The 24,511-nt window shown below is 49.2% G+C and carries 18 protein-coding genes; 8 read left to right on the forward strand and 10 right to left on the reverse strand.

The window, feature by feature from the left end; all coding sequences use genetic code 11:
• Positions 1 to 388: 388 nt before the first annotated feature.
• Positions 389 to 1,150 (reverse strand): S-methyl-5'-thioadenosine phosphorylase, encoded by a 762-nt coding sequence (mtnP, locus tag JWG39_RS14355; RefSeq protein WP_205220122.1) that lies wholly within the window; start codon positions 1,148 to 1,150, stop codon positions 389 to 391.
• A gap of 160 nt (positions 1,151 to 1,310) precedes the next feature.
• Between mtnP and asd the strand changes: the two genes are divergently transcribed.
• Positions 1,311 to 2,429, forward strand: coding sequence for an aspartate-semialdehyde dehydrogenase (asd, locus tag JWG39_RS14360; RefSeq protein WP_205220123.1), 1,119 nt, complete (start codon positions 1,311 to 1,313; stop codon positions 2,427 to 2,429).
• 91 nt (positions 2,430 to 2,520) lie between these two features.
• Here the strand turns inward: asd and JWG39_RS14365 are convergent, their stop codons facing one another.
• The 4 genes from JWG39_RS14365 to pyrC are packed head-to-tail and all read right to left on the reverse strand — an operon-like array spanning position 2,521 to position 5,969.
• Positions 2,521 to 3,423: a dihydroorotate dehydrogenase gene (locus tag JWG39_RS14365; RefSeq protein WP_205220125.1), complete on the reverse strand. Its 903-nt coding sequence runs from the start codon at positions 3,421 to 3,423 to the stop codon at positions 2,521 to 2,523.
• The gene (locus JWG39_RS14370) at positions 3,420 to 4,202 is read right to left on the reverse strand and encodes a dihydroorotate dehydrogenase electron transfer subunit (RefSeq protein WP_205220128.1); all 783 of its coding nucleotides are present in this window, start codon (positions 4,200 to 4,202) and stop codon (positions 3,420 to 3,422) included. Before JWG39_RS14370 ends, JWG39_RS14365 begins: the two co-directional genes overlap by 4 nt.
• The gene (locus JWG39_RS14375; RefSeq protein ID WP_205220129.1) at positions 4,202 to 4,897 is read right to left on the reverse strand and encodes an orotate phosphoribosyltransferase; all 696 of its coding nucleotides are present in this window, start codon (positions 4,895 to 4,897) and stop codon (positions 4,202 to 4,204) included. The genes JWG39_RS14370 and JWG39_RS14375 overlap by 1 nt, the downstream gene beginning before the upstream one ends.
• Positions 4,898 to 4,907: 10 nt before the next feature.
• Positions 4,908 to 5,969 (reverse strand): dihydroorotase, encoded by a 1,062-nt coding sequence (pyrC, locus tag JWG39_RS14380; protein ID WP_205220130.1) that lies wholly within the window; start codon positions 5,967 to 5,969, stop codon positions 4,908 to 4,910.
• Positions 5,970 to 6,255: 286 nt separating this feature from the next.
• Here pyrC and yccS point away from each other — a divergent pair, with 286 nt between their 5' ends.
• The 7 genes from yccS (at position 6,256) to ade (ending at position 17,021) form a co-directional block, all read left to right on the forward strand.
• Positions 6,256 to 8,457, forward strand: a complete 2,202-nt coding sequence (gene yccS / locus JWG39_RS14385) for a YccS family putative transporter (protein WP_205220131.1) — start codon at positions 6,256 to 6,258, stop codon at positions 8,455 to 8,457.
• Between the two features lie 388 nt (positions 8,458 to 8,845).
• Complete coding sequence (locus tag JWG39_RS14390) at positions 8,846 to 10,621, forward strand: formate--tetrahydrofolate ligase (protein ID WP_205220132.1); 1,776 nt, start codon at positions 8,846 to 8,848, stop codon at positions 10,619 to 10,621.
• A gap of 12 nt (positions 10,622 to 10,633) precedes the next feature.
• Positions 10,634 to 11,566, forward strand: coding sequence for a bifunctional methylenetetrahydrofolate dehydrogenase/methenyltetrahydrofolate cyclohydrolase FolD (folD, locus tag JWG39_RS14395; RefSeq protein WP_205220133.1), 933 nt, complete (start codon positions 10,634 to 10,636; stop codon positions 11,564 to 11,566).
• A 258-nt stretch (positions 11,567 to 11,824) separates the two neighbouring features.
• The gene (locus tag JWG39_RS14400; protein ID WP_205220134.1) at positions 11,825 to 12,667 is read left to right on the forward strand and encodes a DUF2279 domain-containing protein; all 843 of its coding nucleotides are present in this window, start codon (positions 11,825 to 11,827) and stop codon (positions 12,665 to 12,667) included.
• A gap of 376 nt (positions 12,668 to 13,043) precedes the next feature.
• The gene (locus tag JWG39_RS14405; protein WP_205220135.1) at positions 13,044 to 13,664 is read left to right on the forward strand and encodes a 5-formyltetrahydrofolate cyclo-ligase; all 621 of its coding nucleotides are present in this window, start codon (positions 13,044 to 13,046) and stop codon (positions 13,662 to 13,664) included.
• Between the two features lie 95 nt (positions 13,665 to 13,759).
• Positions 13,760 to 15,088: an NCS2 family permease gene (locus tag JWG39_RS14410; protein ID WP_205220136.1), complete on the forward strand. Its 1,329-nt coding sequence runs from the start codon at positions 13,760 to 13,762 to the stop codon at positions 15,086 to 15,088.
• Between the two features lie 184 nt (positions 15,089 to 15,272).
• On the forward strand, positions 15,273 to 17,021 hold the full coding sequence (gene ade, locus JWG39_RS14415; RefSeq protein ID WP_205220137.1) for an adenine deaminase: 1,749 nt from the start codon (positions 15,273 to 15,275) through the stop codon (positions 17,019 to 17,021).
• Between the two features lie 302 nt (positions 17,022 to 17,323).
• On the opposite strand, the gene JWG39_RS14420 is transcribed toward ade, so the two are convergent.
• The 5 genes from JWG39_RS14420 to JWG39_RS14440 all read right to left on the reverse strand — a co-directional run bounded on the left by JWG39_RS14420 (position 17,324) and on the right by JWG39_RS14440 (position 23,678).
• Positions 17,324 to 19,474, reverse strand: coding sequence for a PAS domain S-box protein (locus JWG39_RS14420; protein WP_205220139.1), 2,151 nt, complete (start codon positions 19,472 to 19,474; stop codon positions 17,324 to 17,326).
• 470 nt (positions 19,475 to 19,944) lie between these two features.
• Positions 19,945 to 20,532, reverse strand: coding sequence for a substrate-binding periplasmic protein (locus JWG39_RS14425; protein ID WP_205220140.1), 588 nt, complete (start codon positions 20,530 to 20,532; stop codon positions 19,945 to 19,947).
• Between the two features lie 405 nt (positions 20,533 to 20,937).
• Entirely contained in the window at positions 20,938 to 21,753 is an 816-nt protein-coding gene (locus JWG39_RS14430; RefSeq protein WP_205220141.1) for a competence/damage-inducible protein A, read from the reverse strand.
• 716 nt (positions 21,754 to 22,469) lie between these two features.
• Positions 22,470 to 23,282 (reverse strand): DUF2145 domain-containing protein, encoded by an 813-nt coding sequence (locus JWG39_RS14435; RefSeq protein ID WP_205220142.1) that lies wholly within the window; start codon positions 23,280 to 23,282, stop codon positions 22,470 to 22,472.
• 15 nt (positions 23,283 to 23,297) lie between these two features.
• The gene (locus tag JWG39_RS14440; protein WP_205220143.1) at positions 23,298 to 23,678 is read right to left on the reverse strand and encodes a hypothetical protein; all 381 of its coding nucleotides are present in this window, start codon (positions 23,676 to 23,678) and stop codon (positions 23,298 to 23,300) included.
• Positions 23,679 to 24,511 lie beyond the last annotated feature (833 nt).

Here is a 24,511-nt window from a genome sequence, read left to right on the forward strand (position 1 = left end):
AGGAAGATGCGGTGCGAATTCCGCTGTGCAACAGGAGCAAGTTTTTACCAAATTCTAACCGCTCTGTCAACACTTTTTATTTTCTTTTCTTTCCTGCCGTTTGCTTTCCCTGCAGTGCAGTTTTTGCATCCGGCGAGCCGTCAGTATTTATCATTTCTGATTCATCCTGTCAACTCTTTTTTTACTCTCCGATGCAGAGTCTCTGTGGCGTCTTGCCCATGTCATCTGCAACGAAGGCGGGAATATACGTTACCCTGCTGCCCCCGTCAACACCTTTTTGAAATATAACCGTTATTATTGTTTCTTCACCAGGTGAAAGACACTGTCGGAACCTGGCAACAGTGTCCGAAAAGGCTGATACACTGACAACATAGCCAGCACACCCCGCTCACAAACCTCCAGACAACCCAATCCCTTTAATAGTATGAACCAGCAGGTTTTTAATGTTATGTGCGTTATTATTAAAGACTTCAAGGATGTCTTCCCAGCTGACGACGACCTCCTCCTCTTTCCAGGAATCGTAGTCGGTCGACATCGCCACACAGGCATAGGGGATTTTTAACTCATTCGCCAGTGCTGCCTCTGGCGCTGTCGACATATTAACAAGGTCTGCACCCCAGATACGATACATCCTTGATTCGGCTACCGTCGAGAAGCGAGGTCCCTCTATAGTAATGACACACCCCCCCGGGTGGCTTCTCAAATCAAGGTCCTGAGCGGCGCGATACAGCCTTTGTCGCAACCCGGCATCAAAGGGATGGGCCATGGCCGGATGCTGCATTCCTTCTTCAAAAGAATCAAAAAAACTGTTTTTGCGAAAACGAGTCAAATCGATAAACTGATCAAGGACAACAAGATCACCACGATCTACATCTTCCCGCAGGCTGCCACAGGCAGTGGTTGCCAGAATCGCCGAGACCCCTGCATCCTGAAGAGCCTTGAGATTTGCCCTGTTATTGACCTGTGTCGGACTGTATTGATGCCGACGCCCGTGGCGGGCAAGCAAAACCACCTCTACACCCTCTATAGAACCGCAGGTAAGCGGGGACGATGGCGCTCCATATTCTGTGGTCACTTCAATCTCTTCAAAATTCTTCAGCAGGTTGGGATCATCCAGTCCGGAGCCTCCAATAATTCCTATCTTGTCCATATTATCTCTCCTGTATCAGAGCTTTAATGTGTTATGGGAACGATACCCTCACGAGGGGGATACATGACTTTTTTTTCTCATGCAATCTTACACAATATTTTGTACTGTTTTTGATTTCGCAGTCCTGCAGAAGTACGTAAATATCACAAAGGAGTATACCATGTTAAAAGTTGGATTTATAGGATGGCGCGGCATGGTCGGGTCCGTCCTCATGGAGAGAATGCAGACCGAGAAGGATTTTCAGGGGTTTGAATCAACCTTCTTCACAACCTCTCAACAGGGTCAGGCCGGGCCTGATATGGGGACCGGAGCCACTCCACTGCAAGATGCACGGGATCTGGCGAAGCTCTCTGCCATGAATATTATTGTTTCCTGTCAGGGCGGCGGTTATACAACTGAAATTTTTCCTCAACTGAGGAAGCAGTGGAACGGCTACTGGATTGATGCCGCCTCCACTCTGCGTATGAAGGACGACGCCGTTATCGTTCTTGATCCAGTTAATCGCAATGTCATTGAGAGTGCACTGCAACGTGGTGTGAAGAATTTTGTTGGAGGGAACTGTACGGTTTCCCTGATGCTCATGGCATTGGGCGGCCTGTTTGAAAAGGGACTTATCGAGTGGATCAGTTCCATGACCTATCAGGCTGCCAGCGGCGCGGGAGCCAAAAACATGCGTGAGCTGATTTCGCAGATGGGTGCTCTGGAAAATGAGGTCCATGACCTTCTCGCCGACCCCGCCTCGGCCATTCTGACAATAGACAGTGCCATTACCTCCAAACTTAATGATGGCACCCTGCCTGCCCAAAACTGGGGCGTGCCCCTCGCCGCCAGTCTTATTCCGTGGATTGACGTCCCGGTAGAAAATGGCCAGTCGAAAGAGGAGTGGAAAGGCTATGCCGAGACCAATAAGATTCTCGGCAACAGCAGCAACAGCATGTTGCCGATCGACGGACTTTGCGTCCGGGTAGGTTCCATGCGTTGCCACTCCCAGGCGTTTACGATTAAAATGACAAAGGACATCCCCGTTGCTGAAATTGAGCACATCCTCGCGGCGCACAATGACTGGGTTAAAGTTATTCCAAACGAACGAGAGCTTTCTTCAAAAGAGTTGACCCCTGCTGCCGTCGCCGGGACACTCACCGTACCCATAGGCCGAATTCACAAGATGAAAATGGGTCCCGAATACCTTACCGCCTTCAGTGTCGGTGATCAGCTCCTCTGGGGCGCGGCAGAGCCGGTACGGCGGATGTTGAAAATTGCCATTGAGCATCTGCAATAGATTCAAGAGTATCTTGAAAGACTGGTTATTCAAGGTACCCTCAAGAAAGCCTTCTCAATAAGAGAGGCCAACGGGGAACCGTTGGCCTCTCTTATTTTACACTGCCGACAAGCTCAGCAATATCTTCAACTCCCGTCTCCCGCATATATCTTTCCATTCCCTCAAGGACCTGCATGGTTGCCTCAGGATTGAGCAGACTGGCTGTTCCCACAGCGATGGCCGTTGCCCCGGCAAGGATAAACTCTATGGCGTCTTCTCCTGTCATGATGCCACCCATGCCGATAACGGGAAGCTTCACTGCCTGAGCCACCTGCCATACCATGCGCACTGCTACTGGTTTGATCGCAGGCCCGGAAAGCCCCCCGTGCTTCATCGACAGAATAAATTTCCTTTTCCGGATATCAATACGGCTGCCCAGCAGGGTATTAATAAGAGAGATGGCATCAGCCCCCGCGCCCTCAACCGCTCTGGCGATTTCAGCGATGTCACTCACGTTGGGACTGAGTTTTACGATAAGGGGCTGACGGGCGACTTTTTTCACAGCTGAAGTTACCGCCGCTGCAGCCTCTGCCTGTACTCCGAAAGCAACTCCCCCCTCCTTTATATTAGGACAGGAGATATTCAGCTCCAGCAGGTCAACATCCTCACTGGCAAGTCTTTCTGCCACGGCGACATATTCGCTCACCGTCCTGCCGACGATATTGACACATATCCGCGTATCAAACTGTCGCAGCCAGGGAATATCCTCAGCAATAAAATATTCCACTCCCGGATTCTGCAGCCCCACGGAGTTGATCATGCCACCCCAGGTCTCGACAATACGCGGCGGCGGATTTCCCTCCCACGGAGTAGCAGCCACACCTTTAACCACTACGCAGCCAAGCCTGTTCAAATCAATCCATGGCTCGAAATCCCGACCTGAGCCGAACGTCCCCGAGGCAGTCATGACCGGATTTTTCAGCTCTACTCCAGCTATATTCACTGCAAGTTTCATTGAAACAACACCTCTGCTGCCGGGAAAACCGGACCGTCTTTACACACTTTTTTATAGATAAAACCGCTCTCATTATCAGCAGCAATCTTCGTTACACAACCAACACAGGCGCCAAAGCCACATCCCATCCGCTCCTCAAGAGAGAGCTGCGCGGGAATACCCTTCGTTTTCGCCCAGGCCTGGACCCCCTTGAGCATCGGCCCGGGTCCGCAGGCAAAGAGGGCATCTCCACTCAGCGTCTCCTGATCAAGCAGCTCAATCACGTTGCCGGAAAAACCCTCTGCGCCACTGTCCGTGGCAATATGGACATCGGCATAACGGGAAAGCTGCTCAATCAGATACGACTGGCTGCGAAAACCGCAGACCACATCCATACTCCAGCCTCGCGCTTGAAGTTGCTTTGCCAGTTCCACCATCGGTGGTGTACCAACTCCGCCGGAAACAAGCAGCGCCCTGCCCGGCTTTCCTGCAAGGGAGAAACCATTGCCAAACGGGCCAAGCAGATCAATCACTCCTCCAGTCTGCAAGGTCGCAAACTCCGCCGTTCCCCTGCCGAGGACAGCATAGACCAGGTGCAGTTTATCTCCATCAATTTCACAAACCGAGATTGGTCGCGGCAGCAATCGATCCTGGTTTGTGCAATACAGATTGACAAACTGTCCCGCTGTCGGCCGCTGTAAAATCTTCGGCCACTGCAGCACCAGTTCAAAAATGCCATCAGCAATCTGCCGATTCTGCAGAATTTTGCAGGCTGTCCGTCCTGCTCTCCTCTCAACCATTATTTTACTGTCTCCGTTACGCCACCGTGCAAACCACTCCATTCCAGCGGAGAGTTGAGAAATGCCTCAACTTCGTCAAGTGTCCTGGTATCGAAATAACCGCCTTTACGGCTTACTGCGAGAACGTCCCGCCAGGTGGCAAGCCAGTGCAGGGTGAGATCATGATTTTTCTTCAGATTACCGCAGACATCACTGAACATGTCATAATAAAAGATGACAATGGCATGCTGCACCTCAGCCTCCGCCTTGCGGATCGCTTCGGCAAAGAGAATCTTGCTGCCACCATCGGTGGTAAGATCCTCTACCAGCAACACCCGTTGTCCGGGATGAATCTCTCCTTCAATCTGCGCATCTCGTCCAAATCCTTTCGGCTTCTTCCGCACATACTGCATGGGGAGTTCCATCCGGTCTGCAATCCATGCCGCAAAGGGAATCCCCGCCGTTTCGCCACCGGCCACCGCATCGAACTGTTCAAAACCGACTTCCTGATAGAGGGTTGCGACGGCGAAGTCCATCAGTGTCTTGCGGATGCGAGGATAGGAGATGAGCTTGCGGCAATCAATATAGACCGGGCTCGCCAGTCCCGAAGTAAGAATAAAAGGCTTATCTGCCTGAAAGTGTACCGCTTTTATCTCCAGCAGCATTTTAGCGGTCAACTCTGCCATGGTGGCAGAATCCTGAAGTGTATTATTCATGGTTTCCTTTCTATAGAATGTAGTTCCACCGGAGCGAAACACCCGGTGTTGCAAATGCTTTAATCATCCCCTCCTCCGATGAAATATCACCAGCGGAGAGTTCAGAATTGTCGTCTTCTTCAGAGCGGCAGAGAGAAACAGTATCCGTATTCTCAGAAACCCCGTAGAAAGAAGCCCCGTGCCGGGAGACAAAACCTTCAAGTTTTTCAAGAGCCTCTGCCTGATAAAAAACTTCGGCGAGGTAAAGTAAAGCATGCCCGGCAGTAAAGCAACCGGCACAGCCACAGGCACTCTCTTTGTCTGCCTGCAGATGCGGTGCTGAATCAGAACCAAAGAAAAAATGTGGATCTCCGCCAGTCGCAGCCTGCACCAGCGCCAGTCGGTGTTCTTCCCGTTTGGCCACCGGCAGACAGTAGTTGTGCGGTTTTATCCCGCCGACCAGCAGTGCATTTCGATTGATGACCAGGTGGTGCATGGTGAGAGTCGCTGCCATCGTATCTGTCTGTTCCTGGACGAAATCAACCCCCTGTTTTGTGGTAACATGTTCGAGTACAATCCGCAACTCAGGCAAACGTTTTCGCAATGGTTTCAGTACCCTGTCGATAAATACCGCCTCGCGGTCAAAGATATCGATATCGGCGTCAACAACCTCTCCATGCACCATCAGCGGAATATTTTTCAATGCCATTCGTTCCAGTACCGGCATCACCTTTGTAATACTGGTCACCCCGCTGGCCGAATTGGTGGTGGCACCTGCGGGATAGAGCTTGACTGCGGCCACCTCTGTACTCATCGCAACCCTGTCAATCTCTTCAACGGTGGTATTATCAGTGAGATAGAGACCCATCAGAGGTTGAAACTGCGGATTACTCTTTACAGCTGCCTGCAGGACCCGTTGACGATAGACACGTGCTTTTTCCACCGTGGTTACCGGCGGCACAAGATTGGGCATTATCATCACCCGGCCGAAAAGGAAACTGCTGGACGGTGTGACTGCACGCAGAAGAGCACCGTCCCGCAAATGCAGATGCCAGTCATCCGGTCGGCGAATCGTTACTGTATTCTCCCTCATACTGCCTCCAATATATCTTTTTCACTGAGTGATTTCCTCGTACCCATCATCACTGAAATGAATCTATAAATACCATGCAAGCCCCGCTCACCCTGTCCACAGTCCCGGATGCGCGGGCTTTGCAGAAAAGAATCATAATTTTGGATAAACAGCTGAGAAGTGTGGTATTTTCTGCCTTTATTTACTTTTTTGTACTATACGTTCCATGAAGGGAAGAATAAATATAATAACAATTGCTTATATATTTTGCAGAGAGAAAGTTCTTTTTTAAAGAAAATAAAATACAATGAGCCTTATCAGTAAAAGTCAAACACTTCTTCTGCGCAAATACTGGGCGCGGGAAAGGATCAACTACAGTGTGCGTGTTTTCGTCGCCCTCTCCTGCTGCATCCTCCCCTGCTGGTATTTCGACGTCAAGGCGCAGAGTATTCCTCTTTTTCTCGGTGTTCTCGCCGCCGCACTGGCAGAGACTGACGATAATCTTCCCGGTCGCCTGCGAGCGCTCGGGCTTACGCTGCCGATCTTCTTTCTCGCCGCGTGCTCCGTTGAGCTGCTCCACGACAAGCCTCTGCTTTTTGGCATTACCCTTTTTCTCAGCACCTTTGGATACACCATGCTCGGCGCTCTCGGCGCCCGCTACAACTCCATTGCGTTCTCAGCTCTGTTGATCGGCATCTATGACCTCCTGGGTGCCGCTACCGTGGATTCCATCTGGCTGCAGCCAACCCTGCTGACCACGGGGGCTGCAATTTATGGTATCTGCTCTCTTGCCTGGCTCATTCTCTGGCCGCTCAGGCCGGTACAGCAAAGTCTGGAAGCCCTCTTTTACAGTTTTGCCAATTATCTTGATGCGAAAAGTGAACTCTTTATTCCCGTGGAAGAGTTTGATGATACCCCCTTCCAGAAGGTGGCCGGAGAACTCACCACAAAGATGGTTGACGCCCTTGATGTTGCCAAATTAACTCTGCTCAGCCGCACAAGGCGCACTCAGCCGGGCTCGGCCAACACCCGCATGCTGCAGATTTACCTCATCGGCCAGGATATACACGACCGCATTACCTCAAGCCACTACCGCTACCTGGACCTGTCACAGGCCTTTTATCACAGCGATATACTTTTCCGTTTCAATCGTCTCCTGCGCCTGATGGCTGAAAGCTGCCGGGACGCGGGCAACGCCTTTGCCCTCGGAGAGCCATTTCACGTTAACCCGATAATTAACCGTGCCCTGAAAGAATCTGCAGGAGCCCTTGCCTTTTTACGAGAGCAGGACGTTCCAGAGTGGCGACAGCTGCTGCTTCAGCTCGACTTCCTTTACAGCAATCTCCACACCCTCACCCTGCAGCTCTCAGCCATCACTGCACCGGATATCCCGATCAGGCAGGAGGAGCAGGCCCTTCTTGATAACACCCCCCACGGCCTCCTCGATATGTGGCACCGCATCAAAGACCAGCTCACTGTGCGCTCGATGCTCTTCCGCCACGCCCTGCGTCTGTCTGTTGCCCTGACTGTCGGTTATATAACCATCCATCTTCTTAACCTGACCAACGGTTACTGGATCATGCTTACCACCCTCTTCACCTGCCTGCCCAACTACAGCGCCATGCGTCACAGGCTGGTACAGCGAATCTACGGGACCTTTATCGGCTTGTTCACGGGAACCGCCCTGCTTTATCTCTTTCCTGACCTGCGCAGTCAGCTGCCGCTCATAATGGCCAGCGGTATTCTCTTTTTTGCCTTTCGTACGACCCCGAAACCAATTGCCCAGGCGGCAATCACTACTTTTGTTCTGCTCTCCTTCAACCAGTTCGGCGAGGCCTTTGTTGTCATTCTGCCCCGCCTTGGCGACACCCTTTATGGCTGTCTGCTTGCCTCGCTCGCGGTAAGTTTTATCTTTCCCGACTGGCAGGCGGACCACCTGCTCGACTTTATGGCCGATTCCGTGGATGCCAACAGACTTTTCATGAAAACCGTCATCCGTCAGTATAGTGAAGGACGGCTTGACGATCTCAACTACCGCATCGCCCGCCGCCAGGCACACCGGGTGGACGCCGTGCTCTCCACAGCGGTGTCAAACATGCAGAAGGAACCGGGGACACGACGGGAAGCCTCCGAAGACGCCTTCCGCTTTCTCACCCTCAGCCACTCTCTGCTCAGTTATATTTCCGCCCTCGGCAGTCACCGCGTTCGCATTGCTGATGAGCAGACGCATAAACTGATCTCTGACGCCTCCTGTTATATTGATGTGGAGATGCAGCGATTGATCGCCATCCTCAAGAACAGGAGAGAGGAGGTTTCAGACGAAGCCCGCGCCATCGAAAGGCAGCAGTTGAGACTCAAGCTGCACACGTGGCGTAATATGGACAACGCAGAATCCTTTATGATCCTGCAGCAGTTTTTTCTTATTCACCGCCTGTTGCCTGAGATGAACGACATCGCTTCCCGCTTGAGCAGCGGCAGTCTGGAGCGGGCACATCGGGAAGGCCGCTGAGTCAAATATACTGAATCCAGCGGTACGTATCCAAACAAACTCAAGCGAAGGAAACACCCTCTGGAAGAAAAAAGGACTCTATCTTCTTTATATTACCAGCAATCCCTGCTATACAATTCCCGTAAAAAGTCTGACCAGCAACAGAATTTCTGTAGACTTCTTCGTAAAAACACAGGGAAAAAGAGAGATATTCACACCTGTTTCTCTTTCAGCATGTCCTTCATCATCTCAGCTTCCGAGTCCGCATCTCATTGACATCAATTACGATTTGCGTAATTATAGCCGACATTGTCACCCTTTTAACTAATTTTAGAGGGAATTACAGCGTTTTCTGCATCATCCAAGCTCGGTGATGAGCCACCAGACTCACATCAAAAAGGAGTTCACCATGGTCCTTGACCCAACGAAATATGCAGACTGGGAAATCGCGCAGGATGCGGAAAAGGAGATGCTCACCATCTATGAGATCGGCGAAAAACTCGGTCTTACCAGGGAAGAGCTGCTGCCCCATGGACACTACATCGCCAAAATTGATTTCCGCAGAGTGCTGGAGCGCCTGGAAAACCGACCGAACGGTAAATATATCGACGTTACTGCCATTACCCCCACTCCTCTCGGAGAAGGAAAATCAACCACCACCATGGGGCTCGTTGAAGGACTCGGACGTCTGGGCAAACGGGTCAGCGCAGCTATTCGCCAGCCCTCCGGTGGACCGACCATGAATATCAAAGGCTCAGCGGCGGGCGGTGGACGGGCCCAGTGCATCCCGCTTACGCCTTTTTCCCTCGGCTTCACCGGTGACATCAACGCCATCATGAACGCCCACAACCTCGCCATGGTTGCACTGACCTCTCGAATGCAGCATGAGCGGAACTACACCGACGAGCAGCTGGAACGTCTCTCGGGGATGAAACGTCTTGATATTGACCCTACACATGTGGAGATGGGCTGGGTGATTGACTACTGCTGTCAATCCCTGCGCAACATCATCATCGGCATTGACGGGGAGAACGACAGGCGGGATGGTTTCATGATGCGCAGTACGTTCGCCATTGCTGTCTCTTCCGAGGTAATGGCCATTCTCGCGGTGGCAAAAGATCTCAAGGACATGCGGGAACGGATGGGAAAAATTATTGTTGCCTACAATAAAAAAGGTGATCCAGTAACGACGGAAGACCTTGAGGTGGCGGGTGCCATGACTGCATGGATGGTCGAAGCCCTCAACCCCTCTCTGATGCAGACTCTTGAAGGGCAGCCGGTCTTTGTTCATGCCGGGCCTTTTGCCAATATCGCCATCGGTCAGTCCTCCATTATTGCCGACCGTATCGGCTTGAAACTCTCCGACTATCACGTGACCGAATCGGGCTTTGGTGCCGACATCGGCTTTGAAAAGTTTTGGAACCTTAAATGCCGATACTCCGGGCTGAGACCAGACTGCGCCGTGATCGTTGCCACCATCCGCGCCCTGAAATGCCATGGTGGTGCACCGGCGCCCATTCCCGGAAAGCCCATGCCCGAAGAATACAACTCGGAAAATGTGGGGTGGGTGGCAAAGGGATGTGACAACCTGATCCATCATATCCGCAATGTGCGCAAAGCCGGAATAAGTCCAGTGGTCTGTATTAATGCGTTCTTTACTGATACAGAGGCGGAGACAGCGAAAGTGCGCGAAATTTGTGCACAAGAGGGAGCACGGGTCGCCGTTTCCCGGCACTGGGAGAAAGGGGGAGAAGGTGCTGAAGAATTTGCCAGAGTGGTTATGAAGGCATGCGAAGAAAAAAACGATTTTAAATTCCTCTACGATCTTGATATGCCTCTTAAAGAACGTATAGAATTGATTGCCACTGAAGTATATGGGGCCGACGGTGTGGACTACTCTGCCGTGGCCGAGCGACAGCTTGCCCGCTATCAGGACGACCCGAAAATTGCAAAGTTGGGTATGTGTATGGTAAAGACCCACCTGTCCCTCTCCGATGACCCTGCTTTGAAAGGAGTGCCAGAGGGGTGGCGATTAAAGATCCGTGAGGTGCTGATCTATGGTGGTGCCGGATTTATCGTTCCGGTCGCCGGAACTATCAGTCTGATGCCGGGTACCGGCTCCAACCCGGCCTTCCGCAGGGTGGATATCAACACTGATACCGGTAGAGTTGAAGGCGTATTTTAAACAGGAGAAGAGATGACAGCGCAGATCATCAGCGGGAAAGAACTCCGCAAAGAAATACTCGACGAGGTAAAACTCGGCGTGGCTGAAATGAAAAAAAAGACCGGCAGAGTGCCGGGTCTTGTTACGATTCTTGTGGGCGAAAGTCCCGCCTCGCAGAGTTATGTCAGGCTGAAAATAAAGACAGCGCTTGAGTGTGGTTTTCATGAGATTCAGGATACCCTGCCAGCGAATATCAGCGAAGCGGAGCTGCTCGCCCGCATTGAAGGGTACAATAATGATCCCGCCATCCACGGCATCCTGGTGCAGCTGCCAGTGCCGAAGCATATTGATGAAAAGAAAATTATCAAAGCCATCGATCCAGACAAGGACGTGGATGCCTTTCATCCTGTGAATGTCGGCCGTCTGATGATTGGCGGTGATGCGGTGCGTTTCCTGCCATGCACTCCGGCGGGAATTCAGCAGATGCTGCTCCGCTCCGGCACTGAGATTTGCGGTGCCGAGGTAGTGGTTGTCGGCCGATCCAACATCGTTGGTAAACCGATTGCCGTAATGCTGGCCCAGAAAGGTGAAGGTGCCAACGCGACCGTCACCCTTGTCCATACGGCAACCCGCGACCTCCCCGGTCACTGTCGCCGCGCGGATATTCTCATTGTAGCCGCCGGTGTCCCCGGGCTGGTAAAACCGGAGTGGATAAAACCGGGCGCCACGGTAATTGATGTCGGGGTCAACCGGGTGGGGATCAACAGCAAGACGGGCAAGGCCATTCTTCGGGGAGATGTCGATTTTGAGAAAGCAAAGGAGATTGCTGGCAAGATCACTCCCGTACCCGGTGGAGTCGGGCCGATGACCATCGCCATGCTGATGAAAAACACACTCCTTTCTGCGCAATTGACACTGGGAATAACAGGAGACCAGGTTCTTGACGATGCAGATGAAAAGAAGTAGAAATCAGCATCGAAAAACTCGGGCTGAACGAAGGCTCCAAAGGATGGGAGAAAGGAGACGGGAGACAGGGAAAAGCAAAAGACGGAACAGCGAAAAACTTTTTGCCAAAGGAAAGCTCTTTACATCCTGTTTATCCATTCGTAATCGCCAAAAAAATGTCTACGCAGTCTCGTTCTCTGGTCAATACAAAATGTAAATGGTATTACTCAAGGCAGCCATCTGTTCCCATCTGCTTCTCTCCCATATCCCAGAGTCATTATGAAAAAGCTGATTTTTGTCCTGTTCGCCCTCTCACTCTCTACTGCTCCGCTCACCGCACTTGCAGAAGAAAAGACCCCCGATCTGCAGTCTGATACTGATGGCTGGTGGAACAAACAATCCCGTGAAAATAAAATGATCTACACGGGACTCAGTGCCGCAGCGGTGATTGGCGTGTGGGGGCTGCTTGAGTGGGACTACGGTTCCGCCGGCTGGTACTGGGGAAATGAACAATGGTTCCAGGAGGACACAAAATACGGAGGTGCAGATAAATTCGGTCATTTCTGGTTCACTTACGCTGCGGCCGACGGGCTTACCGCTCTTTACTCAAGCTGGGGATATGAAAGGGACAGGGCCAATATGTATGCGGCGTGGACATCATGGACCGTCCAGGCGGTGATGGAAGGAATGGATGCCACCAGTGAGACTCAGGGCTTTTCCTGGGAAGATATGGTCATGAACACCCTGGGGGCTCTCAGTTCAGTGGTCTTTGAGCGCAATCCAAAACTTGACGACCTCATTGACCTGAAGGTGGAATATGTTCTCAATGAGACACCGGAAGGTATCTTTGATGATTACTCAAACCAGTTCTACTCCATCAACCTCAAACTCGACGGTTTTGATTCCTTGAAGAATACCTGGCTTCGCTATGTCGAATTTCAGGCCGGTTATTTTTCCCGCGGCTATAACGAGGACGATGAGTTGAAAAAACGGGCAGTCTATGCCGGAGTCACTCTCAATTTCTCCCGTATTCTCTATGAGCAGGGGTGGAATAAGACCGGTAAGGCTCTTGAATATTTACAGGTTCCCTATTCTGTACCCAAGGCTTCTCATTATCTGTAAAGAAGTTCTGGCGTCAATTATGTACAAGAAAAGGGCTGTTCCGAAATTTCGGAACAGCCTTTTTTTTTACACCATTCCGATTACGTTGTGACCTCACTCAATACCATTTTCATTTTCTATTGGCGAATTTAAAGGCAGGGGGACGGGAAACAGGAGAAAGGAGAAAGGAGACGGGAGACAGGGAAAAGCAAAAGACGGAACAGCGAAAAACTTTTTGCCAAAGGAAAGCTCTAAACATGCGAATAAAGGCAAAAAACTTTAAAAAAAGATTTTAAAATTAAACAGAGAATTGCTGTTGTTCTCTCTTTACTCTTTGCGTTTTCTGGTCAATACAAAATGCAAATGGTATTATTCGATCTTTCCTCAAGGAGATGTCATGATATATAAAGGAATGCGTAAAAAGATCCTCACAGAACGGGATGCCCTCTCCCGGGAACAGCTTGGAGAAAAATCTGCACGGATTACAGAAACGGTGCTGAACTTTCCGCCGGTTATACAGGCAGACACCATCTTTTTGTATCTCAACTTCCGCAGTGAAGTGAAAACGCGTCAAATTTTCAACACCCTTCGCAGCGCCGGGAAACGGGTCTGCGTTCCTTTGACCAGAATGAAAGAGCACCGCATTGATGCCGTATACATTGATGATCCTGAAACTCAGCTTGCCCCCGGCCTCTGGAACATCCTCGAACCGACACCAGAGGCAGCCGCCAGTGCCACCCTCCCCCCGGAGGAAATCGACCTGCTGCTGATGCCCGGCACCGTCTTTGATCTCCATGGCGGTCGTTTCGGTTACGGCGGCGGCTTTTATGATCGTTACGTTGCTCCCATCCCGAAGGCAGAACGTATCGGCCTCGCCTTTGAGCTGCAGGTGGTCGACCGGCTGGAACTCTCCCCCCATGATCAACTGGTGGACTGTATTATCACAGAAGAAAGGATCATCCCCGGCCGCCCTTCCACAGACACGGCAGATATTGCACGGCGGAACACGGACAGGTAGAGTAATGCAGTGACATTCGTAATGCAGTGACATTCTGTCCTGCATTTTATGACAGGAATTCGAGATTATTCATTTGACAGAGCAGGGAGCGACCGATGAGCAACAGTTTTTTTGAAAAAACCTTCAAACTCAGCCAGCACAAAACAACCGTCAGTACTGAGGTACTCGCAGGCCTTACCACCTTCATGACCATGGCCTATATCCTTGCCGTCAACCCGGGGATACTCTCGGCGGCTGGAATGAGTTTTTCCGGCGTCTTCACCGCCACGGCACTGTCGGCGATGGTTGCCACCCTTGTTATGGGCCTGTATGCAAACATGCCCTTCGCCCTCGCTCCGGGGATGGGGCTCAACGCCTTCTTCGCCTTCACCGTTGTCCTCGGCATGGGATACACTCCTCAATTTGCGCTGACTGCAGTCTTCGTCGAGGGGCTCATCTTCATTCTGCTTACCGCGCTCAATATCCGCGAGGCGATATTAAACTGTATTCCACTCAATCTGAAGAAATCGATCTCGGTGGGGATCGGTCTCTTTATCGCCTTTATCGGTTTGTATAACGCTGGCGCGGGCATCGTTATACAGGGTACTGGCATCCCTCTTGATATCGCCGATATTACCAGTGGAGCACCGCTGGTGACGATTATCGGTCTTCTCATCACAGGATCACTGCTGGTTTTCAAGGTACGCGGTGCGCTCTTCCTCGGTATTATTGCCACCACCGTCATCGGTATCCCCATGGGCGTTACGAAGTTGCCTGAGTCGATCTTTTCCAGCCCGCCCGCACCAATTCTCTTCGCCTTTGAATGGCATAATATTCTCACTGTCGATTTTCTCTTTATCCTCTTTACCTTTCTCTTTGTTGATATGTTTGACACTGTCGGCACCCTTATCGGCGTTGCCACCAAAGCCGACATGCTGGACGATCAGGGGCGTCTGCCGAATGCCAAAAAGGCGCTCTTTGCCGATGCCGTGGGCACCACCGTGGGCGCCTGCCTCGGAACGTCAACCGTTACCACCTATGTGGAGTCTGCCTCGGGGGTGGCAGAAGGCGGCCGCACCGGCCTTTCCGCCGTAGTCACTGCTCTCTTTTTCTTTCTCGCCCTTTTCTTCTCACCCCTCTTTGCGGTAATTCCGGGGGCTGCCACAGCGCCGGTACTGATTCTCATCGGACTCTTCATGCTCACCCCGATAAAGGATATCGATTTTGAGGATTACACCGAGTCAATTCCCTCCTTCCTCACCTTTATTATCATGCCGCTCACCTACTCCATCGCCAACGGGATCATGTGGGGCGTAACGAGTTATATTGTACTGAAAACCGTCGCCGGCCGGGGCAGAGAGGTTCCCGTACTCACCTGGTTTATCGCGGCGCTGTTTATTATTAAAATTATCTTTCCTGTTTTTATTCAAGGGACTCTTGAATAATCTTGTATTTCGTTCATATTCGAGGCACAGGAGAAAATTTACCGCAGGTATATGATTATATCGGAGTCTATCGCTTACCTCCGAGGATAAATTTTTTACTGTAACGAAGAAGATGGGCGAAAGACTGGTTATTTAAGGTACCCTTAAAACTAAACAGGGCAACATTCCTCTGGAGTCTCATGACATGGAACAACTTTTAAAACAGCGTATTGATATGGCCGCCGGGCGACGTCCGGCAGATCTTCTGTTCAAAGGCGGGAAGGTGGTCAACGTCTTCACCGGAGAGCTCCTGCAGGCGGATGTCGCCGTAGTGGATTGCTATATTGCCGCCGTGGGAAGCGGATATGAAGGCGTGGAGACCATCAACTGCGAGGGCAAAATTCTTGCCCCGGGTTTCATTGATGCCCATGTCCACATCGAATCCTCGCTGGCCTCGCCGGGCCAGTTTGCCCGGGCGGTTATGCCCCGTGGGACCACTGCGGTAATCGCCGACCCCCACGAACTCGCCAATGTCTGTGGTACCGCCGCACTGGAGTATATGCTCAAGGCCGGGGAGAATATCCCCCTTGACCTCTATGTCATGCTCCCCTCCTGCGTCCCCGCCACCGCCTTTGAACACGCCGGAGCCGAACTCGACGCCGCAGCTCTGGCCCCCTTCATCAACAGAGAAAGGGTTGGCGGACTCGGAGAGATGATGAATTATCCGGGAGTCGTTGCCGGCGACCCTGCCGTACTGGCCAAACTGGCTCTGGCATACCGTGCCGGAAAGATTATTGATGGTCACAGCCCACAACTTTCCGGTCGTGATCTGAACGCCTACGCCGCAGCAGGTATCCGTACCGATCATGAATGCGAGAAGGTTGAAGAGATGATTGAACGCCTGCGGCTCGGTATGTATGTGCAGATCCGTGAAGGTTCTGCGGCCCGTAATCTGGCTGCGCTGCTGGCAGGCGTTACTCCGGAGAATCTTCGCCGCTGTCTCTTCTGCACCGACGACCGGCATCCCGGAGACATCCTCCGCCATGGTCATATCGATAACAATATCCGGGAAGCGATCCGCCTCGGGCTTGACCCGGTGGCAGCCATCCGCATGGCAACCTTGAACACCGCCGAATGTTATGGTCTGGAGGCACGTGGCGCAATCGCGCCTGGCTATGCTGCGGATATTGTGTTGCTGAATGACCTGCATGAAGTACAGGTAGAGAGTGTCTATAAGGATGGCGAGGCTGTAGCAGAGAAGGGGAAGGCCTTCTTTACGGCGGAGACGGAGATTGATTCGCGCATGTTGCACACCGTTCATCTCGGTGGATTGGAAGAGAAACTTCTGCGCCTGCCTCTGAAACCGGCTGATGGTTCAAAAAACGGAAAAGTGACAGCACGGGTGATTGAGGTTACCGCAGGTTCTCTGGTGACCACCGCTGCAAAGCGGGAGGTGAATGTCGTTGACGGCTGTTTCCAGCCGACGGAAAAAGAGGATGTGTTGAAACTCGCAGTAGTCGAGCGCCACCGCGATAATGGCAGTGTGGGTGTCGGTCTGGTCAGCGGCTTTGGATTGCGGGGCGGTGCGCTGGCCTCCACCGTCGGTCACGATTCGCATAACCTCATCCTGCTCGGTGACACCGACGCGGCGATGATGCTTGCGGCGAAAGAGGTGGAACGTATCGACGGTGGTCTGGTGGTTGTCCGCGGAGACAAGGTGATTTACACCATGCCTCTGCCGGTCGCCGGATTGATTTCCGATGCTCCTCTGGCCGACCTTGACCGCAAAGAGCGGCAGGTGACCGAGGCTGCACACACTCTGGGAATTCCGGAGCAGATCAATCCCTTCATGCTCCTCGCCTTTCTTGCTCTGCCGGTTATCCCCGAACTGCGCCTGACAGATATGGGGCTTTTTGATGTGATAAAATTTGCACTGGTTCCGGTGCAGATCTAATACTTAATTTCTATTAAGTTGTGACCGTACTCAATGCCATTTTCACTTTCTATTGGCGAATTTAAAGGCAGGGGGATGGGAGAAAGGAGACGGGAGACAGGAGACAGGGAAAAGCAAAAGACGGAACAGCGAAAAACTTTTTGCCAACGAATAAAGGCAAAAAACTTTAAAAAAAATTTTAAAATTAAACAGAGAATTGCTGTTGTTCTATTCAGTTATGCTCGTTTTATACAAAATGTAATTGGTATCACGCAGAAAACACCTGGCCACCGCAGGCATCCCCGTTCAGGCCGAAGAGGATATCAACTCTCCAGCACCTCACGCAGTTTGGTGGCCAGGTCCTGTATTGAAAAGGGTTTCTGGATGAAATGTACCCCCTCATCCAACACTCCGTGATGGGCGATCACGTCAGCCGTGTAGCCTGACATAAACAAACGTTTGAGATCGGGATAACGTGCTAAAATATTTTTTGCCAGCTCCTTGCCGTTCATTTCGGGCATAATCACGTCTGTCATAAGCAGCTGGATTTGTTTTGGATACTCTTCAACAAACCGGAGGGCCTCACCCGGAGTCGCTGCCGCCATCACTGTATACCCCAGTCCTTCAAGCATCATTGTGGTCATTTCCAGGATTGCAGGTTCATCTTCCACAAGCAGTATTGTCTCGCCGTTTCTTATTGTCTGTTCCACTGGAATTTCTTTTCGTATTGTCTGGGATTCGTCGCCGAGATATCGCGGCAGGTAAATTTTGAATGTCGAACCCTTGTCCGGTTCACTGTATACGTTAATAAATCCGTTATTCTGTTTGACTATACCGAACACCGTGGCCAGTCCAAGGCCGGTACCCACACCTGTTTTTTTGGTGGTAAAGAACGGCTCAAAGATATTGTCTATTATCTCCCGGTTTATGCCGCAGCCATTGTCACTTACGGCCAGCATGACATATTCACCTGGTTTGGAATCCGTATGATACTTGCAGTAGTCCTCATCAAAAACAGAGTTATTCGTTTCGATGGTGAGCTTACCGTTGTCATCAATGGCATCCCGGGCGTTTACACAGAGATTGACCAGAATTTGGTCAATCTGGCCGGGATCGATTTTGACCGGCCAGATATCCCTGCATGGGTCCCAAACGAGATCAATGTCCTCACCGATGAGTCTGCGCATCATTTTAGTCATGCCGCCCACTATTTTATTTATGTCGAGTACTTTGGGCGCCACTGTTTGCTTGCGGGCAAAAGCCAGTAATTGCCGAGTCAATTGGGAGGAGCGTTCAGCGGCCTTTTTAATTTCTTTTAGATTATCGATGAAAGGCTGTGACGTCTTCAGTTGTGCCAAAATTATATCCGTATGACCGAGAATTACCCCCAGCATGTTATTGAAGTCATGGGCCACGCCGCCTGCCAGACGTCCAACGGATTCCATCTTCTGGGCCTGGTTAAATTGTTCTTCCAGTCGTTTGGTGTCTGTTATGTCTCGGAGTGTGGCAACAAGATTTCTGGCACCGGTTATTGGGTTGGTAAAGGGTGATTTATTGGTGGAAACGATACGTGTTTCTTCTCCGATGACAATATGTTCCTCATTTATATCGGGTTTGTTCGAAGTGAAAACAATATCGTCGTGTTCCCAAAAGAGCCTTGCCTCTTTTTCTGGGAAAAAATCATAATCACTTTTGCCGAGCAGCTCCCCGCACGTTTTGCAAAACACTCTGCAAAACGCATCGTTGAGCATGATCCAGCGATGTTTTTCATCCTTTACGAAAACAGGATCGGCTATACCGTTGATAACGCTTTCAATAAGCAGCTTGGATTGAAGAATCTCCCTTTCTGCATGCTTGCGGGCGGTGATGTCTTCTATGAAGGCGGTTCCAAATACCGTGTTCCCTTCCTCGTCCTTGACTGCTGTGGCGTGAAGGTAAACATTAATTTCCGTGCCGTTCTTGCGAATATATCTCTTTTCAATGTCGAAACCGGGTGTTTTCCGAGAACACATGTCTTGGAAAAGTTTCCTGTTTTTAAAACAATCATCCGGATGCGTTATGTCAAAAAGGGAAAGCTCTCTGAGTTCATCTCTGGAATATCCCAGTATCTGTTCGTATGCCTGATTGGTCGATAAGATATTGCCATTCAAATCGACCGTACAAATCCCGATGGGGGACTGGCTAATGACGAGCCGTAATTTCTGTTCGCTTTTTTTGAGCGCGGTTTCAGCCTTTTCGCGTCGATCGATTTCATCTGATAAGGTTTTGTTCTGTTCTTCCAGGCTGAGTGTATTCGCCTGAATTTTTTTGTTACGTTCTAAAAGTTCCTGCGACAGTTTTTTCAGGCCGTTGATAATCGGCTGGATTTCTTTGAGGGAGTTCCCTCGAAATTTCCAGTCATACTTTTCATTTTTCACTTCGGAAATAATATGCGCTACCTGACTGAATAGAGGGGTTACAAGAAATTTTATCAATAACAGCACCACAGCAATAGCTGTGCACACAATAAAAAATACTATGAAGGAGGCGGTAGTAAAAATATTTTTTCCGAGCTGTACTCTTTCTGAATCATTAAAGGAGAGAGCTATCGTCCCAATTTTTATATCATTATGTTGGATCTCCTTTATAAAAGAGAGAGAATAAACCTGGTTCGGATCACCTTTTTGGAAGACAATATTTTGTTTTTCATCAATAATTTTAATTGATTGTATACGATTATCTCTCAAGTGTTCCTGACATAAGGCCCTCACTCCGTTCAGGTCATATTTCCAGAGATGTCGGGAGATTTCATCTGGGAAAATGGTCAATTCAGTATGAATAAATTGATCCATAACGGACTTTTCTGTTTTTAATGCATGATAATAATAGACCATGGCCGTGGAGAATCCCACAAACAGAATGACTGCACTCAAACTCATAATTAAAATCGTCTTGATAGAACGCATTATTTTTCGTCCAGCATCTTTTTTATAACTCTGTTTCTTATGGCCTGAATCGCCCCTTCTTTTTCCATGTTTGACAACATCTGTTCAACCTTTGGGATCATATCTGCATGTTTTTTATGCAGATAATGAAACGAAGAAAAGTATTCCAGAGGGGGATGTGTCGCTTTAATCCCCTGAAGTCCCAGTTTTTGTATCGTGAATACGCCGGTCAAAAAGGTGTCGACCGCGACATCAATTCTACCGCTTGCGAGCATCCGCATCATATTTTCCTGTTCATCCAAAGCTTCGGTCCGCATGTTTTCTATACGTTTTTCCACCAACGAAAATCCCCTCACATAACCGATTTGGTAGTTTTGAAGGCTGTCCCAATTATTTATTATAATTGATTTTTCTTTGGTAAAGGCGCACATTTGCGAAGAGAAAACAGGGGTGGGTATCGGGATTAAATTGGGATAGGACGTCTCAATATCTGCGACACTGAAAAGAACTCCATCCACATCACCATTGTTCGCTGTTCTGAACATTCTGTATCCGGGAAGATATCGTATCTCGACGTCAAAACCCAGGCGATTGTAGACCTCTGTCATGACTGTTCGCGCGAGAACAATGTTGGGAGTGTCAGCATCCGGATACGTGGAAAAAATCATTATATCCCGAGCGTGTATCGGAATCACCGAGAGTACGAGAAGTAACGCAAGTGAGAGAAGTCGAATCATTGCACTATACCTGTTGTGGATGATCGAGAGATCCTTTCGTTTTGCGGACATATTTTTCTGAGGGGCATGGCGGTGCTATGAAATGGAATGCGCACCTGTTGCCCAAAGTCTGACCAGGCAACCGATGTCCCCGGGAGGAGTTCTTTTTGCGCATTTCAACACTCTGCCAAATACATTCCGTTGAAGTATTCATTAGCATATTTTTCGGAGGGCAGGAACTCTTTTCCCCCTCTCCCCTGGGAAAATAATCGTAGAAAAGGGAGAAAAGATGGGCGATTATGTTTTTATTCTTACTGAAAAGCCAAGCCCTCCAATGCCGTCACAAAGCTCCTGAAAAGCTTTTTCCAGGAGTTCTTCCCTTTCACCTGTGCCGGAAATGCTCATGATAATATTCATCTCTGGATTCTCGCCCAGAGTTGTCGCCAAAGATTTGGTGTAAATTTCAGGATACTTTTCCACGATACGGATCAGTACCGGTTCTAATACAGACTCATCGTTACACATCACGACAGCACATCGCAACATTGCCTTTCCTTCACCAAAAGCCTGATCAAGAAATGCCTGTAAAGAGTGCTCAACAATTCCCTTCAATTCAGAAGGCACACCGGGGACACTTATAATTGCCGTGTGTTCTACCTGCAGGAAAACTCCCGGGGCGGTTCCTACAGAATTTTCAAGCGGCTCTCCGCCAAGGGGTAAACAGGCCATCTTTTGCCGAGCCGGGTTCAAACCACCCTGCTGCATGATGCCCTGCTCAAAGAAAAAGTCATACTGTTCTCTCACCATCTCAAGGGCCTGATCATGCAGGGCGACTTCACGATCTGTCCCCAAAGCCACAGCCTGAAGGGTTAAATCATCTGAGGTCGGTCCTAATCCGCCAGAGGTGAAAAGGATGTCTGGCTTTCTTGATACAGCCTCACGAACTGCCTCCGAGACAACCTCAAGGAGATCCGGAACCACTGTTACCCGTGTAACACAGCCACCACGTCCATGCACCAGTCTGCACAACCAGTTTGTATTCGTATCTAAAATATCGCCCGTTAAAATCTCATTGCCCACGATAATGATTTCGACTTTCTCTGCTTTTCTCATAATTCCTCGTAAATTGTTGTATTGACTCTCTTTCTGCATTGATTACTTAATTCCCATTAATACCATTTACATTTTGTATTAACCAGAGGATGCGAGTAAAGATAGAACAACAGCAATTCTCTGTTTAATTTTAAAATATTTTTTAAAGTTTTTTGCCTTTATTCGCATGATTAGAGATTTTATTCGTTGGCAAAAAGTTTTTTGCTGTTCCGTCTTTTGCTTTTCCCTGTCTCCCGTCTCCTTTCTCCTGTCTCCCATTCCCCTGCCTTTGAATTCGCCAATAGAAAGTGAAAATGGCATTTAGTACGGTCACAACTTAATAGGAATGGTATAAGTTATGCACCGTTTTGTATCTTGTTTATCCCTTCATGGTTACAAACGACAAAAGGAACCACGAATGGACACGGATAAACACGAATTATTACTGAAAGATGAGGTGTATCAGATTGTGGGCTGCGCCATGGCGGTGCTGAACACGCCGGGCCATGGATTACTGGAAAAACCATAAAAGAATGCCCTTGTGGTTCCTTTGAGGTAATTGATGTTTTCCGTGTCCTTCCGTGTTTTCCGTGGTAGCAAACTGCATGAGTACTGTGGCAATGTATTGTTTCTGCTTATCGGCCCATCTGGATTCGTGGTTACAAAATGTAAATGGTATTACAATAAAAAAAGGGTGGGGAGCAGGCTCCCCACCCTTTTTCCCAGGTTTTATGCTGCTATTTCACACCTTCTACATCAGGTTTAACAATTAAAATATCCGATGCTGCATTGTATTTCTTTAAAAAATTACCGATGGTAGTAAATGTTGCCATTACCGGAGAGTCTGGATGATCAGACGTCGCAACATCTGCGCTAAACATCGAACCAAAGAAAATCTTTACGGGATTAACGTTTACAGGTTGTGGCTCAAAATATGCTTTTTCATTAGCTTTAATGATTTTTATATCATTAGTTTCATAGATTGCCGCCGTTAATACATCAAGCACAAATTCTGTACAGTTCTGTAATCCCAGAGTGAAGGGATTGGCAATAACAGAATAGTGTGGATTGTGTAATTCTTTGTATGTCGGAGAAGCCAGAACTTTCAGCAATCTTTTCTGCAACTCTGGAGAAGGGATAATGAGACCTGCTTCCAGCATATCGACGCCGGAGAAAAAATCTACCGGGAAGTCTTGTATCAGATCACTGACATCTGGCTCGTCCGCCCTCTGATACAAGTTGTATATTGCATATCCAGGGATCTTTCTCCCATCCGCAGTTGTAATTTGAGAATATACAGCAATAGCAGTATGGGTAAAACTCAGGCCCTCAGGCAATTTATTCCGTGGCCTGCCAACGCGCCCAATTATTGCAACTCTGGCACCTTTTTGGGCTAAAGTTTTTTCAACCTTTTTGGAAAAACTTATAATCTCCTCTGGTTTGAGATGTTGTTCACCGTCTGCCTGACTACTTCCTGCAAGAGCAGCATTTCCAGACAAGAGAAAAAGAAAGACAAACAATAAAAGGAGAAGCCGTTTTATACGTTTCATTTTTTCTCCTTTTTATCATTCTTTCTGGCACTTTTTAGGATCCAGAGCCTTGTTTGGAGCTGGACCTGTGATAACTGACTCCTCGGTTATTTCAAGAGGAGTGCCGACAGGTGCTGTTGCGGCCTCCATCAAATCTCTTGCTATCTCTGTGCTGGCCTCTCCTATTGAACCAGCAACAGCTCCTGCTGAACCAACAACAGCCAGAGGTACAGCAGAGGCGGCTGATGTAACCTGCCCTGAAGCCATTGTACCGTGTGCGACGCTTGCACCGGCATGAGAAACAGCTTCGGTTGATTCTCCAACGGCTCGGCCACTATGGGTATCACCCGCAAAAGCATGAGCAGATAAAATAAGAGTGAACACCGATACAATTGCGAACATATTACTTTTTTTCATATCTTCCTCCTTGTTGTTGGTGTTGATACCTGTGTTTTACGCCAGTAATACATTTCACAGCGAACACGTTACGTTCAGCGAGCGCGTATCTGCGCATCCCCAGGAACGCCTGGTACGTAAAATCTTCGGTCGAAAACAATAGCCTGAAAAATCAAAAAGTTTATTCAAAGTTCCCTTTGTTCAAAAGTTACTCTGGACATTGTTCATTGTCAAATGAACAAATGATTTTCCCCCCTTCATTCCAGTCTCACTATAATACAAATTACATTTTTTCCTGACCAGAAAACGCGACTGCGTGGACATCTTTTTTTGCTATCCAGTCTTTGTCTTTCCGTCTTTTTTATGCTTTCCTCCTTTTTTCGCATGTTTATTGTGTTTCGTTGGTTATCCAGTCTTTCGCTTTTCGCCTTCCTTCGTGTTCCTTTGCGTTCTTCGCGGTAAAAAAGGTCTTTCCGCTTTTCCCTGTCTCCCTTTTTCCGTCCCTGCCTTTGAATCCGCCAATACAAAATGTAAATGGTATGAGAGACTCTTCATAAGGGTACCCATAAGTGCCCGATTGCAGGTCAATGCGCCAGGGCAACTCCATGGATAATTTCAAAGAGGGCATGGGGATCTGAATTGTTGGCTTCAGCGATCTCTTTAAGTGTCTGATCTGCTGTTGCTGTGATATTTCTGGCAGCAAAAGCATTCAAAACTTGAGTAGTATCTTATATTTCGCACCTTGCAAAAAAAATATTTTTTTAAAAAAAAACGTCAAACATTCAAGATGTTGTCAAGCAAGAGATGATCTTCATTTTAACTCTATACTAAGATGAGTGATTTACGCTTTATTC

This window comes from Desulforhopalus vacuolatus, from assembly GCF_016918505.1.
Lineage (GTDB): Bacteria > Desulfobacterota > Desulfobulbia > Desulfobulbales > Desulfocapsaceae > Desulforhopalus > Desulforhopalus vacuolatus.

What these genes read in the sequence shown, in the direction of transcription:
- JWG39_RS14425 (WP_205220140.1), bottom strand. Translation starts at nt 20,532, where the DNA reads ATGACAGAGGTCTACAATCGCCTGGGTTTTGACGTCGAGATACGATAT.
- JWG39_RS14365 (WP_205220125.1), bottom strand. Translation starts at nt 3,423, where the DNA reads ATGAAACTTGCAGTGAATATAGCTGGAGTAGAGCTGAAAAATCCGGTC.
- folD (WP_205220133.1), top strand. Translation starts at nt 10,634, where the DNA reads ATGACAGCGCAGATCATCAGCGGGAAAGAACTCCGCAAAGAAATACTC.
- JWG39_RS14405 (WP_205220135.1), top strand. Translation starts at nt 13,044, where the DNA reads ATGATATATAAAGGAATGCGTAAAAAGATCCTCACAGAACGGGATGCC.
- yccS (WP_205220131.1), top strand. Translation starts at nt 6,256, where the DNA reads ATGAGCCTTATCAGTAAAAGTCAAACACTTCTTCTGCGCAAATACTGG.
- JWG39_RS14430 (WP_205220141.1), bottom strand. Translation starts at nt 21,753, where the DNA reads ATGAGAAAAGCAGAGAAAGTCGAAATCATTATCGTGGGCAATGAGATT.
- JWG39_RS14410 (WP_205220136.1), top strand. Translation starts at nt 13,760, where the DNA reads ATGAGCAACAGTTTTTTTGAAAAAACCTTCAAACTCAGCCAGCACAAA.
- JWG39_RS14390 (WP_205220132.1), top strand. Translation starts at nt 8,846, where the DNA reads ATGGTCCTTGACCCAACGAAATATGCAGACTGGGAAATCGCGCAGGAT.
- mtnP (WP_205220122.1), bottom strand. Translation starts at nt 1,150, where the DNA reads ATGGACAAGATAGGAATTATTGGAGGCTCCGGACTGGATGATCCCAAC.
- JWG39_RS14370 (WP_205220128.1), bottom strand. Translation starts at nt 4,202, where the DNA reads ATGGTTGAGAGGAGAGCAGGACGGACAGCCTGCAAAATTCTGCAGAAT.
- ade (WP_205220137.1), top strand. Translation starts at nt 15,273, where the DNA reads ATGGAACAACTTTTAAAACAGCGTATTGATATGGCCGCCGGGCGACGT.
- JWG39_RS14435 (WP_205220142.1), bottom strand. Translation starts at nt 23,282, where the DNA reads ATGAAACGTATAAAACGGCTTCTCCTTTTATTGTTTGTCTTTCTTTTT.
- asd (WP_205220123.1), top strand. Translation starts at nt 1,311, where the DNA reads ATGTTAAAAGTTGGATTTATAGGATGGCGCGGCATGGTCGGGTCCGTC.
- JWG39_RS14375 (WP_205220129.1), bottom strand. Translation starts at nt 4,897, where the DNA reads ATGAATAATACACTTCAGGATTCTGCCACCATGGCAGAGTTGACCGCT.
- JWG39_RS14400 (WP_205220134.1), top strand. Translation starts at nt 11,825, where the DNA reads ATGAAAAAGCTGATTTTTGTCCTGTTCGCCCTCTCACTCTCTACTGCT.
- JWG39_RS14440 (WP_205220143.1), bottom strand. Translation starts at nt 23,678, where the DNA reads ATGAAAAAAAGTAATATGTTCGCAATTGTATCGGTGTTCACTCTTATT.
- pyrC (WP_205220130.1), bottom strand. Translation starts at nt 5,969, where the DNA reads ATGAGGGAGAATACAGTAACGATTCGCCGACCGGATGACTGGCATCTG.